The organism is Gluconobacter aidae, assembly GCF_009547075.1.
GTDB lineage: Bacteria > Pseudomonadota > Alphaproteobacteria > Acetobacterales > Acetobacteraceae > Gluconobacter > Gluconobacter aidae.
Map to the genome: position 1 here is coordinate 48,528 of NZ_WIPH01000008.1, position 15,242 is coordinate 63,769.

General features: G+C 61.0%; 10 protein-coding genes and 1 riboswitch. Of the genes, 6 read left to right on the forward strand and 4 right to left on the reverse strand.

The features are described from left to right. The first annotated feature begins 78 nt into the window (after positions 1 to 78). Positions 79 to 1,101 carry a bile acid:sodium symporter family protein gene (locus GFJ39_RS05525; RefSeq protein ID WP_153430402.1) on the forward strand — a complete coding sequence of 341 codons (1,023 nt, stop codon included), beginning with the start codon at positions 79 to 81 and terminating at the stop codon, positions 1,099 to 1,101. Here the strand turns inward: GFJ39_RS05525 and GFJ39_RS05530 are convergent. From GFJ39_RS05530 to GFJ39_RS05545, 4 genes are read right to left on the reverse strand one after another with little or no spacing between them, the layout of a single operon-like run. Further along, a complete protein-coding gene (locus GFJ39_RS05530; RefSeq protein ID WP_153430403.1) occupies positions 1,026 to 1,796 on the reverse strand; it encodes an ABC transporter ATP-binding protein in 771 nt (256 codons plus the stop codon). The two genes, GFJ39_RS05525 and GFJ39_RS05530, sit on opposite strands and share 76 nt — an antisense overlap. A gap of 10 nt (positions 1,797 to 1,806) precedes the next feature. Further along, positions 1,807 to 2,793, reverse strand: coding sequence for a FecCD family ABC transporter permease (locus tag GFJ39_RS05535; protein ID WP_153430404.1), 987 nt, complete (start codon positions 2,791 to 2,793; stop codon positions 1,807 to 1,809). Next, complete coding sequence (locus tag GFJ39_RS05540; RefSeq protein ID WP_153430405.1) at positions 2,790 to 3,623, reverse strand: ABC transporter substrate-binding protein; 834 nt, start codon at positions 3,621 to 3,623, stop codon at positions 2,790 to 2,792. Before GFJ39_RS05540 ends, GFJ39_RS05535 begins: the two co-directional genes overlap by 4 nt. 28 nt (positions 3,624 to 3,651) lie before the next feature. Then, positions 3,652 to 5,649 (reverse strand): TonB-dependent receptor plug domain-containing protein, encoded by a 1,998-nt coding sequence (locus tag GFJ39_RS05545; RefSeq protein WP_228391812.1) that lies wholly within the window; start codon positions 5,647 to 5,649, stop codon positions 3,652 to 3,654. Between the two features lie 107 nt (positions 5,650 to 5,756). Next, positions 5,757 to 5,965, reverse strand: a riboswitch (cobalamin riboswitch). 159 nt (positions 5,966 to 6,124) lie between these two features. On the opposite strand from GFJ39_RS05545, the gene GFJ39_RS05550 reads away from it, so the two are divergent. The 5 genes from GFJ39_RS05550 (at position 6,125) to GFJ39_RS05570 (ending at position 15,045) form a co-directional block, all read left to right on the forward strand. Next, positions 6,125 to 6,892 (forward strand): sulfotransferase family protein, encoded by a 768-nt coding sequence (locus GFJ39_RS05550; RefSeq protein ID WP_153430406.1) that lies wholly within the window; start codon positions 6,125 to 6,127, stop codon positions 6,890 to 6,892. 224 nt (positions 6,893 to 7,116) lie between these two features. Beyond that, entirely contained in the window at positions 7,117 to 9,633 is a 2,517-nt protein-coding gene (locus GFJ39_RS05555) for a TonB-dependent receptor (RefSeq protein ID WP_153430407.1), read from the forward strand. A 155-nt stretch (positions 9,634 to 9,788) separates the two neighbouring features. Continuing rightward, a complete protein-coding gene (locus tag GFJ39_RS05560) occupies positions 9,789 to 10,307 on the forward strand; it encodes a DUF892 family protein (RefSeq protein ID WP_325062841.1) in 519 nt (172 codons plus the stop codon). A gap of 89 nt (positions 10,308 to 10,396) precedes the next feature. Continuing rightward, on the forward strand, positions 10,397 to 11,635 hold the full coding sequence (locus GFJ39_RS05565; protein WP_153430408.1) for a metallophosphoesterase family protein: 1,239 nt from the start codon (positions 10,397 to 10,399) through the stop codon (positions 11,633 to 11,635). Beyond that, positions 11,635 to 15,045 carry an ATP-binding protein gene (locus tag GFJ39_RS05570; protein WP_153430409.1) on the forward strand — a complete coding sequence of 1,137 codons (3,411 nt, stop codon included), beginning with the start codon at positions 11,635 to 11,637 and terminating at the stop codon, positions 15,043 to 15,045. The genes GFJ39_RS05565 and GFJ39_RS05570 overlap by 1 nt, the downstream gene beginning before the upstream one ends. The last annotated feature ends 197 nt before the right edge of the window (positions 15,046 to 15,242 follow it).

Below are 15,242 nucleotides of genomic sequence, written 5' to 3' on the forward strand. Positions count from 1 at the left end.
GACGTCCGTTTTCAAAAGAGCGGGCGTGAGCCGGGGCAGCACGTTGCATGTCCGGCCCGGATACGGACATAGTGCGGCATGAAGCGTCTCGACCCTTTTCTCCTCTCCCTCATCGCGGCGATCGCGCTGGCCTCTTTCCTGCCCTGCCGGGGGCAGATGGAGCACATTCTCCAGCATGTCGTAACGATCCTCATCACGTTCATGTTCTTCTTTCAGGGCGCGAAGCTCGAACGTCACGCCATCGTGGACAGCATGAAGGACTGGAAACTTCAGGGAAGCGTGCTGCTCTGCACCTTTGCGTTGTTTCCGCTGCTGGGGATCGGGCTGCACCTGCTGTTTCGCAGCGTCTTCCCGGATGCGCTGTTCGGAGAGGACCTGTGGTCGGGCATTCTGTTCCTGTGCTGCCTGCCCTCCACCGTGCAGTCTTCCATCGCGCTGACCTCCATCGCGAAGGGGAACGTCCCGGTCGCGATCTGCGCGGCAACGGTCTCCAACATCGCGGGCATCGCGCTGACGCCGCTTCTGACCGGGCTGGTGCTCGGGCATGCGGGGGCGGGACATTCGCCGCTGGAGTCCATTCTCGATGTGGGCAGGGAACTGCTGCTTCCCTTCGCGCTGGGGCAGATCTTTCAGAAATGGGTCGGACCGATCGTACGTCGGCACAAGATCCTGATCTCATTTACCGATCGCGGGTCCATCATCGTCGTGGTCTACACGGCGTTCAGCTCGGCCGTCGTGAAAGGGATCTGGCACCGGGTTTCGGGCGCGCATCTGCTGGAAGTGGCGCTGCTCGACAGTTTCATGCTGGCGCTGGTTCTGTTCCTGTCGCATCTGATGGGCGAGGGCCTGGGGCAGACGACGGAAAACAAGATCGCGCTCCAGTTCTGCGGATCAAAGAAATCGCTGGCATCCGGCGTCCCGATGGCGAGCGTCATTTTCCCGGCGGCATCGGTCGGTATCATCGTGCTACCGCTGATGATCTATCACCAGATCCAGCTCTTTACCTGCACGCTTCTGGCGCGGCGTTATGGTCGTCGCGCGCTCGACACCAGTGACCAGGGCACGGCAACCTCGCCGCAGCGTCGCACGGCCACGCCATAAACTTCGGCGAACAGGGCGTCCGTCAGGACGTCAGCGGGCGTGCCAATACTGACGATCCGGCCCCGCGACAGAACCGCGATGCGGGTGCAGAAGCGGGCCGCGAGCGCCAGATCATGCAGGACGACGGCGATGGCCTGACCCTGAACAGCGCACTGGCCGAACAGGTCCATGACCGTCAGGGCCTGCGCGGGATCGAGGGCCGCGACGGGTTCGTCCGCCAGCAGGATCGGGGCCTGAACCGCGAGCGCGCGGGCGAGCAGGACGCGGGCGCGTTCGCCGCCTGAGAGACTGGCGGAAGAACGGTCGGCAAAGGCAGTCATCCCGACCGCTTCGAGGGCCTGCTGCACGGCTGTTTCATTCTGTGCCGCCGAGGACGTGCGCCGATGGGGCAGACGCCCGAGCATTGCGACATCCCGCACACTCATGCCAACAGCAGCGGGAGCTTCCTGCGGGAGATAAGCCAGATGGCGGCCGCGCTCTTCGGGCGGCATGGTGAACAGGTCCTGCCCGTCCAGCAGAACGCGGCCGGTCTCGGGGCGGAGTAGTCCGGCCATGATGCGCAGGAGCGTGCTCTTGCCCGCACCGTTGGGTCCGATCAGGCCGAGGACTTCACCGGGGAGAACTTCCAGTGCGATATCGTCGAGAAGTCTGTTGCTCTGAAGGGTCAGGCTGATCGTGTCTGTCTGGAGGATCATGGCGCGCTCCTCATACAGGTCGGCCGCGCAGGCGCCAGACCTGCCAGAAAAAGACCGGCGTTCCGATCAGGGACGTGACGACGCCGAGTTGCAGTTCGGCACCGCTGACAGGCAGGCGCACGAACAGGTCGGCTGCCAGAAGAAGCGCCGCACCACCCAGCGCAGACGGCAGCAGAAGACGGGACGGGCGCGCGCCTGCAAGCGGACGCAGCAGATGCGGCATGACGAGGCCGACGAACCCGATCCCGCCCGCGACGGCGACGCCGCTGCCGACCGCGAGCGCCGTTCCGAGCACGACGCGCCACTGCACCGCACGCAAGGGGAAGCCCATCGTCTGGGCAACGTCTTCGCCAAGGGTCAGGGCGTCGAGGGAGCGTGCGGTGCTGAACAGCAGGGCCGAGCCGATCAGGAGACCGGGGGAGGCAATCAGCACGTCATGCAGGCTGGCGCGGGACAGGGAACCCATGAGCCAGTGCATGATTTCGTAGGACGCATAGGGGCTCGGCACGAGATTGAGCGTCAGGGCCAGAAGGGCGGCGCTCATGGAGCCCAGCGCCGCACCGGCGAGCACCAGAACGAGCGTGCCCCCGCGCGTCAGGGCCAGAAGCAGCAGCGTGGCGAGTCCGGCGCCGGACAGGGCCGCCAGTGGGAGCGCGGGCGCCCAGACTGCCGAGATGCCGGTATAGAAAACCAGCACGGCGCCGAGCGCGCCGCAACCCGAAATGCCGAGCACGCCCGGATCGGCGAGCGGGTTGCGGACCAGTCCCTGAAGTGCCGCGCCGGACAGGCCGAGCGTTCCGCCGATCAGCAGAGCGAGGATCATGCGCGGCAGACGGATCTGGCCGATGATGGTCGCGGCGATCGTCTCGCGGCCATGCAGCATGTCGGACAGGCCCTGAATGACGCCGATCCCCGCCGGGCCCGCAACCAGCGACAGGGCGGCGAGGGCCAGAACCACCACACTTAGTACGGCGACGGTCAGGATGTAGCGGCTCATGGCGAAGGCTCCGTGCCGGTCAGACGGTCATGCGCGGCGATCAGGGCGGTCAGCGCATCGAGAGTGTCGGGCGTGCCGCACATGGTCAGGCGGCCGGGAAGCGCCAGAAGATGCGCACCCGTGAAGCGGTCCCGCAGGGCGGGATGATGCACGGCATCTTCCGCCAGGGACGCGCCTTCGGAAATCAGGCCGGTCACCAGAAGGTCCGGTGGATGGGCGATCAGTGTTTCGAGCGCGATGGTGCCGTCCGGGCGTTCGGAAGCGGACAGGCGGAATCCGGCGCGCTTCAGCAGATCGGAAATCAGGCCCCCCTCTTCTCCCGCAAGGTTCGCACCGATGACCGTGGCCGTCAGGATCTGGTCCGGACGGGCTGGACGAAGACTTTCCAGACGGTCCGCGAAGGCGCGGATCATGTCCTCGCCGCGCGTATCCTCGCCGATGGCATGGGCGACTGTACGGATCTGAACGGGAATGTCCGCCAGGGAGGCGATGGACGGAAGCTGGACGAACGGGACGTGCAGGGCATTCGTCACGAGCGGGACGGTCGGGCGGTGCCATGTTCCGTCCAGCACGACGTCCGGGTGGGTGGCGACGAGGTTCTCACCGTCAGGGCGCTGGACGGGATATGTCGCTGCGATCTCGCAGCGGACGGATTCCGCGCAGTCCGTGGCCAGTGGGCTGAGACCGAGGATATGGGACGGGTCTGCCAGTTCGAGCAGCAGTTCATCCGTGCACAGGTTCAGGGAAACGATACGGGTGCGCACCGGACCGGCACAGGCCGATCCAGCGATCACACCCGTCATCAGGCCCGACAGCAGAAAAACTGCCATCGGGACTGCAAAGACGTGAAAAAGCGCCTTAAAGGCCAAACGTCACACCACCGTAAAAAGACCGGCCCGGCTGGAGATAGCCGACCGGGTTTTCATAATACCGGTTCCCCAGATTGTCGCCGCGAGCGAACAGGGTGACGAAATCGGCCAGCTTGTACTCGGCGGCGATGTTTACCGTGACGTAGTCATGCCCGATCGTACTCATGGACGTGTAGCGGTCGAGATCGTGCCAGCCGCTGACATAAAGCAGGCTCGGCGTGATGCTCAGGCGCCTGGTCGGCGTCCAGATGACGCTGGCCGTAGCCTTGTGGCGGGGCCGGCGCACGAGAGCGGCGCCCGTGCTGCGGTTCGTGGCATCCGTCCAGGTATAGGTGCCGCGCAGATCCACGCTCTTGATGATGCGGTAATCGACGAAGGCTTCCACACCGTGCGTCTGGGCGCGGGCGACGTTCACATAGGTATAGTTATAGCCCGACAGTGCGTAATTAATGAGATTGCGGACATGGTTGCCGTAATAATCGGCACCGAAGGTCAGCCTGCCGTTCAGAAGACGCTCTTCAAATCCGGCATCGAAGCCTAAGAGGCGCTCGGCCCGCAGGTTCGGATTGGCAAGCGAGTAATAGGCCGGGTAGCTGACGAAGAGCTGGTTCAGGGAAGGTCCGTGGAAGCCTGAGCCACCACTGGCCTTCAGGGTCAGGCCGGTGCCGGGGATTTTCACGGCCGGAGCGATGCGCCAGGTCACGTAATTGCCGTAACGGGAATTGCTGTCGTATCGGATATTGGCTGAACCGAAGAGGATATCGTGCCAGTGGCCTTCGAGCTGTCCCCAGGCGGCGTTCGTCGTGGTCTGGGCTGCGACCGGGGTCATGATCCGCTCGCGGATATAGTCGTAGCCGACGAGGAAGGAGCCATTATGGCCGAGATGGGTCAGGCCCTGCCAGTCCACTTTCAGGCGGTCGCCACGGTTGGAGGTAATTTCCGGATCGCCAGCCGTGATGTCATGGCGGCGATAGGTGATATAGCCAACGCCCAGCGTCTGCTCGAAGACGCCCTTGAAGGACTTCAGGTGAGCGGTACCACGCAGGATGGCCTGTTTGAGGTCGCTTTCGTTCCGCTGGGCTGACGGCAACGTCGGGTAGGAGCTGTAATCGTCGGCGACGTATTCGTAGTCCGCCTGCGTCAGATGAGCTGTGAAGCCGAGATCGAAATTGTCCGTCACGTCATAGCCGAGGCGCACATTGGCGGTGCGGTTGTCGTTGCGGTTGGACGCGACGTCATGGTCGTGAACCTGTGCACGGATGGCTTTCGGCACGGCCTGATAGTCGCCGACATGGTTGTGCGAAACTTCAACCATGTAATGGAAACGGTGCAGCGAGCCTGAGAAACCGGCCGTCTGGTTCTTGGTGGAATAGCTGCCGCCTTCGAGACGGACGAAGCCGTGCAGCGGCCCCTGCCCCTGTTTGGTTGTCATGTCGATGACACCGCCCATCGCATCCGCACCGTACAGGCCGCTCTGCGGGCCGCGCAGGATTTCCACCCGGGCCAGACCATCGGTGAGGAACTGCGCCGTATCGAATGCCCCTGCCGGCGTGGACGGATCGTTGATGTCCATCCCGTCCAGCCGCACCTTGACTTCGTTCGAGTTGACGCCGCGCATGAAGATCGAACCCGTGCCGCCGGGGCCGCCCGTGCGCACCATGTTCAGGCCCGGTTCACGCGCCAGAAGGTCCGCAAGGTCGCGCCGCTGGAGAAGTTCAATGTCACGCTGGGTCACAACCGTAACCTGCGAGCCCACCTTGCTGATGTCCTGCGGAATACGGTTGGCCGTTACGGTGACGGTCTCGGGGACGGTGGCGGTCACGGCATCAGAAGTGGTCTGCGGGGCACTCGTGGCTGTCGTCCGGGGAGCGGCCGGGGGGGTCTTGGGCTTTTGCGACGGTGCCGGTTCCTGGGCCGGGACGGACGCCAGCGCGGGAACGGCGACAAGCATGCTCGTCGCGAAAAGAAGGCAGGAAATACGGGGCATGGCGATGGTAATGTCTCGTCATTCTGCGTTGCCCTCAAGAAGGAGGCAGACCCGCGCCAACAGGATCTGACCCGGCGTCCCGATGCACCCCGCCCGGACCGTCCTTCGGACAACTCATGCTGACGGCAGGTCTCCTGGCTCGCACTCCGGTCTCAGGCCCCTTCCCGGCACCTGGCCAGTGGGTTCTCTCCTGAAGCCTTACTGTTCACCCATTACGGAGCGACAGTCAGCGCTTACAGTTGCGGGGGCAGCCGCAGTTTTGCACTGCGTTCCCTTTTCACCCGGCAGACCGGGCACCGTCAGGTGTCATGAAGCGCCCCGGACGGCACAAGTCAAACACAAACATCCATTCATGGCTGATTTGATGCCGCACAAGTCTGCAACATTTCTTTCATTCCGTTACAATCTGCTCTTTGCCTCGAATATCCCCGGACGTCAGTGTTCCTGCCATCGGATACAGGATCAGGACGCGATCATGACGACCCCCTCTGCTGCCCAGACGGTTCACCACGACCGTGACCTTCCGGCAGGACATGATGGCATGAAAGCAGACGGGCCCGGTCTTCCCCAGCGCCTGTTGTGCAGCACTTTTCGGGTCCGGCAGTATAACGACGTCCATGCCCGCGCCGCCGATCTGAGGCTGCGGCTGCCGCTGGGCCGCAAACGCCTTCAGCGGATCGAACGCATCCGCGAAGCCGGGGCGCTCTTCATCCATGTTCCCAAGAACGGCGGCACGTCGATCTGTGACCTGTTGTATGGCGGGATCATGATGCATGAGACCTGGCGGTATTATCAGCATGTCGCCCCCGATCTGTGCCGGACCCTCCCCAGCTTTGCGATCTGGCGCGATCCCGTGAAGCGTTTCGTTTCCGCATGGGCCTTTGCCCGTCGTGGCGGCACGTCACGGGTGAAAATCCATCCTTCCGTCAACGCGCTCTACCGCTCGTTCCACACGCTGGACCATGCCATCGACCACGTGGAATCCTGTTCGTCCGTTTACGAGATGGATCATGTTTTCCGTCCGCAGACCCTGTATGTCTGCGACCGTAATGGCCGGCTTGCCGTCGATCACCTGTTTTCGATGGACCGGATCTCGTCCCTGCCCGATCTGGTGCCTGCCCTGAAAGGCAAAACCATTCCTCATCTGAACGGCAACAGCCATGATGTGGTACCCACCGCCATGCAGGCAAAAAGGATTCGGCAGATTTACAGCGCCGACGAGGTCCTGCGTCCGGCAGGATGATCTTTTGAAACGACCGGCCTCAGAAAAACGGGATATGTCTTGCAAATGTCACAATCCACGGGGATTTTCCTGCCATTTCTCGCCGTTACGAAAGAGAAATGTGACTAAATTGCCATACCCCTTTAGTGTCATACTATATCAACCTACATCTGATTGAAATCGGGCCGTCACTCATGCTTTTTCTCGGTTGAAAGTTCCCCTGACCGAGAAAGACCGAAAATACGATGCGCCTTGCTCGCCTGCTTTCGACTTCGGCGCTGTTTGCATTTGGCACGGTGTCGGCTTTTGCCGCACCCGCGAACAGCACGGCTCCTTCGTCCAAGAAGAGCCCTACGAAAGTCGCCGCCGCCGCCCCGTCCATGATGGGCAACACGGCTCCAACAGACGAACACGAAGAACATATCTCCGTCAGCGGTCGCCGCTCCTATTTCGATGGCGTAACACGTCGCGATGTCGGCGGCGGACTGATGCAGAAGCAGGACGCGGCAAAGTCCGTTTCGGCCATCTCCCGCGATTACATCGAAAAACAGGCTCCGGGCCAGGACCCGATGCAGTTGATCGCCCTTCTCCCAGGTGCAAACGTTACGTCTTCCGACCCGGCCGGCCTGACGGGAAGCCACATGAGCACTCGTGGCCTCGATCAGTCGCAGATGGGCTTCACGCTTGAAGGCTTCCCGATCAACGACATCGGCAATTTCGCGGTCTATTCCCAGGAAATCGCAGACTCCGAGAACCTGCGCAAAGTCAGCCTCGCACAGGGTTCCGCCGATCTCGACAGCCCACATCTGAGCGCCACTGGTGGCGTGGTCGATATGTATATGATCGACCCGAAGATGAAGAAGGGCGGCGCGTTCGACGTGTCCTACGGGTCGTACGCCTATACACGCGGCTTCATGCGCCTCGATACCGGCAAGATTGGCAACACCAATCTGCGTGCCTACTTCTCCGGCTCCTATGCCACGGAAGACGCCATCCATTCCGAGGCCACGAACCGCAAACTGCACGCCGAAGCGAAATTCGTGAATGACTGGGGTGATGGAAACCGTATTTCGCTCGCCATCGTCGGAAACCGTCTTTACAATTACCTGTCGCCGAGCGTGAACCTGGCTTCCTGGAATGCCTATGGTTTCGGTGTCAAGGATCAGTATATCGCTCCGTGTTATTCTGGAGCCACCTGTACCGGCGCGAATGGCACAACATTCAAGAACACAAGCAATGCCACAATAAATAATACCGTTTATAATGGCGTTTACAAAGAAGGAAATAGTAACTACTATAAACTTCACCAAAATCCTTTTACCAATATCTATGCCAGTGCGCCATCCACTTTCAAACTTACAGACCATCTTGTTCTGACAGAAACGCCGTATTTCTGGTATGGTGATGGTAGCGGTGGTGGTGCCTACACCACACCGACAAGCTGGGGCGCCACAAGCATGAGCGGCACCCTCAATGGCAAGGCGACGTCCAAAAGCACCCTGCTTTACGAACCGTCTCTCACGACAACCTATCGCCCCGGTGCGGTCACGAAGTTGACGCTGACCACCGGCGTCAACCGTCTGATGGTTGGTTACTGGTTCGAATACGCCAAGCAGCTCCAGACAGCTCCGGCAACTGGCATTGCCTCGAACGGAACACCATGGAACATCTGGGGCAGCGGTCCGAACTATGTCTTTAACGACGGTACGACCTATCAATATCGGGCCAGTCTGACCCAGACACGCACACATGTCATGTTCATCGGTGACAGCCTCTCCCTGCTGAACAACAAACTCACCATCGATGCCGGTCTGAAATATGCGATCGTCACCCGTGACGGTCACAACATGCTGCCTGACACGTCAACAGGTCCTTACATCGACAAAACCTATTACGAACCTCTGCCGACCGCATCGATCCGCTATCAGATCAACCCTGAAATGCAGGTCTTTGTCTCGGGTGCGACGAACTTCCGCATGCCGACGAACTACTCTCTCTATGACGCCGGCACCTACTACAAAAACGGTGGCTACAGCACGCAGGCCAATGCCAACCAGAAACCTGAAATCTCCATCTCGGAAGAAGCCGGCTGGCGATACACGGGCCCCACGGTCATGGCGTCGGTGACTTACTTCCACTACAACTTCACGAACCGTCTCTTTTCCCAGACGGAGTGTCTGAACGCATCGTGCAGCAACTACGCAACCACAAACATCAACGCGGGTGGCCAGAGCACAAACGGTGTGGATGCAGAAATCGGAACGCGTCCGATCTTCTATCATATCCGTCCTTATGCCTCATTCGAGTATGTCGACGCCCGCACAACCAGCAACCTGCGCGCCGGCAGCGGATCATCGAGCGATTATCTGCACACCAAGGGCAAGTTTGCTCCTGAAACACCCAAATATCAGGTCGGCTTCAACCTCGACTACGATGATGGCAATATCTTCGGCACCTATAGCCTGAAATACGTTGCCAAACAGTATTCGACTTTCATGGATGACCAGCACATCCCCGGTTATGTGAAAATGAATATCGCGGTCGGCTACCGCTTCCACAATCTTGGCTTCCTTCAGTCGCCAAACATCAAGTTCAACCTGACCAACATTACAAACAAGCACTATCTCGGTTTCCCAACCGGCGTTCAGACCAACGCGCAGACACAGCGCGGCATTTTCGGAAATACGGTCAAAGGAACGGCTCCGACCTACATGATCGCTGCGCCGTTTGCCGTCACGGGAACCATCAGCGCCGGTTTCTGATCTCTTCAGATCCTGCTGAACCTGAATGCCCCATGCCGGTCTTCGGCATGGGGTTTTTCATGTCCAAAAGGCACGTCTGGAGCGCTGATAGCCCTCTTGCACTCCCCCTGCCGATATGGCCATTTACACTGCACCAAAGATGAAAAGGATCAACGGTGGGCAGAACGAGAACGACGGTCAGATCAGGTCCGGATATCTATCTGGGCGCCCTTCGGAATCACCTGTCCATTGAGTCCAAGGCGATCGAGACGACGCTGTCGGAGCTGTTTGTCTGCGAGCAGTATCCGGGACTGTGCCACCGCATGGAAGAGGATCTGGCCATGAGCCGGAACCATGCTCGGGAAATCACGACGCTTTTGTCCCGACACGGCCACCCTGCCCCGGTTCCTCATGAAACGGTCTCGTCCATTCTCAGCACGGTCTCGGGCCTGTTGCATGGCGGCGAAGATCATGACGTCCTGAAAAACGTTCTGGCGGCGAGCGGGTATCGCGCGCATCAGATCGCTTCCCTGCGATCTCTGATCGTCATGGCACGCCAGCTTGGCTTTACGCAGGACGCGGCCGTTCTGGACTGCCTGAAGGATGAGGAAACGGCTTCTTCTGATGCTCTTGCGGGCCTGATGCCGGAGATCGTGTCGCAATATCTGTCTGCGAGCCAGAAGACGGCATCCTGAAACTGCCCTGGGATCCGGTCTTTCGAGAGTGACCGGCCGGGATCGGCGAACCGGCTTGCAAGACATCCGTGACGGCGTAAACTTCCCGTATGTCTTCATTCCGCTTCCTGCATGCTGCTGACATTCATCTCGACAGTCCCTTACGGGGGCTGAGCCGATACGATGGTCTTCCGGAAGCGGAAATCCGGGGCTCCACACGACGTGCTCTGGACCGGCTGGTCGAGACGGCGCTGACGGAGAAGGTTGATTTCGTCGTTCTGGCTGGCGATCTGTATGACGGGACCTGGCAGGATGTGGGGACCGGGCTTTACATGGTCCGGGCGCTGAGCCGGCTGGTTCAGGCGGGCATCCGGGTCGTGACGCTTTCGGGCAATCATGATGCCCAGTCGGTCATTGCGCGCGAACTGCCGCTGCCGGAAGGGATCGACCATTTCTCCTATGATGCGCCGCAGACGCTGCACTGGCCCGAACTGGGCGTGGCGCTGCATGGGCAGAGTTTCCGGGACCGGCATGTCACGCAGGACATGACGCGATCCTATCCCGCGCCGATGGCGGGGTGTTTCAATATCGGGGTGCTGCATACGTCGCTCTCGGGATATGGAGAACATGAAACCTATGCCCCCTGCTCCGTCGAGACGCTCTCGGCCAAGGGGTATGATTACTGGGCGCTGGGCCATGTCCATGCGCGCGAAATCGTCTGCGAGCATCCGTGGATCGTATTTCCGGGCGTGCTTCAGGGACGTCATGCGCGGGAGACCGGGGCGTGTGGCTGTGAGCTGGTCACGGTTGAGGACGGGATCGTCCGGTCCGTTGAATTCGTGGAATGTGACGTCGTGCGCTGGGCCCGGCTGGAGCTGGATATCAGCGGGATGCAGACCATGGATTCGGTTCTGGGCACGGCGCGTCAGGCGATGGAAAACGCGCTTTCCGATGCAGGCGGCCGGACGGTCATTGCGCGGATCGTGCTGACGGGGCGGAGCGTCCTGCATGACCGGCTGTGCGCGTCGCAGGCGTGGAAAGAGGATCTGCGTGTCATTGCGGCGTCGATGACACCGGGAGGAACACAGATCGGTCTGGAGAAAATCCGCAACGAAACGTCCGCGCCGGTGCATCGTGCCGGAGTGGCGGAGACGCGAGAGCTGGATCTGGCACTTGAGGGGCTCATGCAGGACGAGGATTTTCTGGCGTCCCTGCCCGAGGCGTTTGAAGGATTTTTCTCCGCCCTGCCCTCCTGTGTCGAGCGGGACAGTCTGATGCCGGACGGACAGTTTCCGCTTGAAGAGGCGCGGGCGGCGTTGCGGGCGAGACTGGTGGGGGAGACGGAATAATGCGTTTCGAACGTCTCGATCTTCTGCGCTATGGCGGGTTTCAGGATGTCACGCTGAGCTTTCCGAAAGGGAAGCAGGACCTGCATGTCATTTACGGGCCGAACGAGGCTGGGAAATCGACGACGCTCTGTGCGATCCGGGATTTCCTGTTCGGGTTTCCGCATCATATTGCCGGGGACTGGATGACGGCGGCGCCGCTGCTGCGGGTCGGGGCGTGTCTGGAGCAGAACGGGACGGTTTTTGAAGGTGTGCGACGTCGGGGGCGGAACCAGACGCTTTTTGCCGCCGATGACAAAACGCCTCTGGATGATCTGCCGCTGCGGACCTGGCTGGGCGGACTGGATGCAAAGGGGTTCGAGGCGGCCTGGGCGCTGGATCATGCGCGGTTGCGGGACGGCGGCGAGGAAATGCGTCGGCTGAAGGACGATGCGGGGCTTCAGATCCTGGCGGCTGGTCTGGGTCTTGAGGGTGTCGGGAAGCTGGCTGCGACGCTTCAGGACGATGTCAATTCGGAATGGAAATCCGGACGCGCGCGCTCGGCGTTGCAGCAGGCGAAACTGAAGCTGAAGGAGTTGCAGCAGACGCTGCGTCAGGACACGACGACGGCGCGGCAGCTTTCCACTGCGAACCGGGCGCTTTCAATTTCTGAATCGGAACGGTTTTCTTGTGAGCAGGAAGCGCAGGCTCTTGGGGTGCGTCGCAGAACCAACTCGCGCCTGAGAATGACATCCGTTCCGGTTCAGAAACTTATGGAAACGGAAGCGGAGATCGCCACATTTCCGCACTGGGATCTGACGGTTCAGGACTGCGCGCGGATTGAAAAAATCCTGGAAAATCTGCACCGGGAAGAGGAAGCGCTTTCGGCCGCGCGCCAGAAACTTGCGGCGGTGTCCGGGCAGGTCCGGGACTGTGGCGAACCACATCCCGTTCTGGCGGAGCAGCATGCCATCCGCTCACTTCTGGGTCGGGGTGTTCTGGTTGAGCGTCTTGAGACGGCGGCGGGAGATCGTCAGGCGCGGCTGACGCGGGACGGAATCTGGCTTGAGCAGTTCTGGGCGCGACATGACTATGAGCCGGGTATGTTGCCAGACCTGTCGGAGCTGGATGATCTGGACCGGCGGCTTCAGGAGCGCGCGCTGCTGCACACGCAGGAGCAGGATCTGCGGGACAGGCTTCGGGAGACGGAGCAGGCGCTGAATGCGCTTCATCCGAAGTCCGTTTCGGAAACGGATGAAAATGTGGATGGGGAGCGTCTGCGTCTGTTCCGGCTGGAACTGGATGAGGCGCGGAGCCTTGGTCCGCTGGATGAGCGGATCGACAGTCTTTCGGAGGCGATTGCGCGGCAGGAAGACGTCACGGCTTCTGCTTATGGGGCGCTGTTGCCCTGGCGTACGACAGGCGCGGACCGGAAGGCCGAACTGACGACGCTTGCATTGCCGGACATGGCGGCACTCGAAGAGGAAGCGCGGCTCCGGGCGGGGCTGGAAGAGCAGCGCCGGATGGCGCGCGAGGACGAGCAGGCGGCGGAGACGGAACGCGCGCATCTGGAACAGCAGCGTCGGCGGCTTGAGGAAGGCGGACAGGCCGTTTCACGGGAGCAGCTTTCCGCGGCACGGCAGGAACGTGACCTGCTGTGGCAGGAAATGGAGCGTCATTTCCAGTCGGGGGCGTGTCCGCCTCCGGCGATGCGGGAGGCATTTGGCGTTCTGGTCCAGAACGCGGATGGTCTGGCGGATCGGCGTCATGACCATGCCGAGCAGTCGGCGCAGCTTGCGGCGCTGTCGCGTCAGGTTGAGGATCTGGCGCTGAAGGCGGCAGATGCCGGGCGCAGGGCAGCGCATGCGGAAGCGGAACTGGATCGGCGTGATGCGGCATGGGCGGCTCTGCTGGGGACGTTGGGCGCGCCGGTCCTGCCTCCTGCTCCGCTTCAGGTCTGGATTACGCGCCGTCAGGCGGCACTTGCGGCCGAGGAGCATTTGCAGGGCGCGCGGGCGCAGTTGCAGGCCGCCATGCAGACCCGGGCGGATATGAGCCGGCGATTGCAGGCTTTCGTGACGGCATGTCCGTCCGAACGGCTGGCGGTTCAGATCCGGCAGGCCGCATCGGTTCTGGAACGCGACGAGGCCCTGGCAAGGCAGAATGAGGCCCGGAATGCGGATCAGCGCCGGTTGCAGGAGGCCGTGGCGAAAGACAGGGCGGCGCTGGCCGGACTGGAACGCAAACTTGCACAGTGGGACGAAGACTGGGCGTTGGCCTGTCAGGCCTGTCGTTATCCGGGGCGGCCGGACCGGGCGGATCTGCGGGATGTGCATGATGCGCGGGTGATCCAGACGCGGATGGAAAGCGAGCAGAAGGAACAGGCCGCCGAAACGCGCGATATTGCGGCGTTCCGCACGGAACTGGGGACTTTCCTTCAGCGCCACGGGCAGGGGTCGGCGGCCGAACTGGAGGCGTTCCTGGCGCAGGCGCTGACCCGCGAGCAGAAACGGCAGAATGTGGTTCAGGCTCATGCGGCGCTTGAGGCCGAGATTGCGCAGAAGAATCTGAAGATTGCGGCGCTGGTGGCGGAACTGACGCCTGTGCGCTCAACGCTGGCTCTGGGGCCGGACGATGATCTGCGTCATGCACTGTCTCGGGCGTGCGAGCGGGCTGCATTGTGCGACAGGCGTGACGAGTTGCGCGATCAGATCCTTCAGGCCGGAAATGGCCGGCCGATCGATGTTCTTCTGGAAGAGGCTCGCGAGACGGCTCCGGCGCAGCTTGAAGAGGAGTTCGAGGCCATCGAGGCGGAAATAATGGCACTGAACGCCCGTAGGTCGGAGGTGGACGAGCGTCTGTTTACCGCGCGCAAGGTTCTGGATGATCTGGAAAATGCCCGGGGCGTTCATGAGACGGCCGAGGAAATCCAGGAGACGGAAGCGGATATTGCCGAGCGGGCCAGCCGCTATGTCTCACTCAGGCTTCAGCAACTGATGCTGTCTCGGCTGGTGGAGCAGGGGCGGCAGCAGGCTCATGGGCCGTTGCTGTCCCGCGCCGGAGCGCTGTTTTCGCGGCTCACGCTTGGGCGTTATGTGGGGCTTGCGACAGAAGAGGACGGGTCGGACGGTCTGGTTCTAGCGGGATGCCGGCCCGGGAATACGGCGCTTGTTCCGGTTCATACCATGAGCGAGGGCACGCGCGACCAGCTTTATCTGGCGTTGCGCCTGGCCTCGGTCGAGCAGGCGCTGGAGCGTGGAATCCGTCTGCCTTTCCTTTCGGACGATCTGTTCGTGACGTTTGATGAAGAGCGCACGGAAGCGGGTCTGAAGATTCTGGCGGAGGTTTCGGAGAAGACGCAGGTTCTGTTTTTTACCCATCATGGGCATATATTAAATCAATCTAAAGAAATTGGTTTCCTGACGAAACTATAATTCCGTTTATAAAAAAATATTTACTTTATAACATTCCGATGTTCCCAGGTTTTATAAATGACACCGGGTGACGAAATAGTATGAAATACCGTCTGGCTATTTTCCTTTGATGTGATTTTCCATATAGCCATCCTGATATGGGCATTTTGACTGGTTTACTATTAAAAATGGTGTTTAACGGCATTCCCACTTTCCTT

Coding starts and splice junctions, on each gene's coding strand:
- GFJ39_RS05525 (WP_153430402.1), top strand. CDS start 79: ATGAAGCGTCTCGACCCTTTTCTCCTCTCCCTCATCGCGGCGATCGCG.
- GFJ39_RS05530 (WP_153430403.1), bottom strand. CDS start 1,796: ATGATCCTCCAGACAGACACGATCAGCCTGACCCTTCAGAGCAACAGA.
- GFJ39_RS05535 (WP_153430404.1), bottom strand. CDS start 2,793: ATGAGCCGCTACATCCTGACCGTCGCCGTACTAAGTGTGGTGGTTCTG.
- GFJ39_RS05540 (WP_153430405.1), bottom strand. CDS start 3,623: ATGGCAGTTTTTCTGCTGTCGGGCCTGATGACGGGTGTGATCGCTGGA.
- GFJ39_RS05545 (WP_228391812.1), bottom strand. CDS start 5,649: ATGCCCCGTATTTCCTGCCTTCTTTTCGCGACGAGCATGCTTGTCGCC.
- GFJ39_RS05550 (WP_153430406.1), top strand. CDS start 6,125: ATGACGACCCCCTCTGCTGCCCAGACGGTTCACCACGACCGTGACCTT.
- GFJ39_RS05555 (WP_153430407.1), top strand. CDS start 7,117: ATGCGCCTTGCTCGCCTGCTTTCGACTTCGGCGCTGTTTGCATTTGGC.
- GFJ39_RS05565 (WP_153430408.1), top strand. CDS start 10,397: ATGTCTTCATTCCGCTTCCTGCATGCTGCTGACATTCATCTCGACAGT.
- GFJ39_RS05570 (WP_153430409.1), top strand. CDS start 11,635: ATGCGTTTCGAACGTCTCGATCTTCTGCGCTATGGCGGGTTTCAGGAT.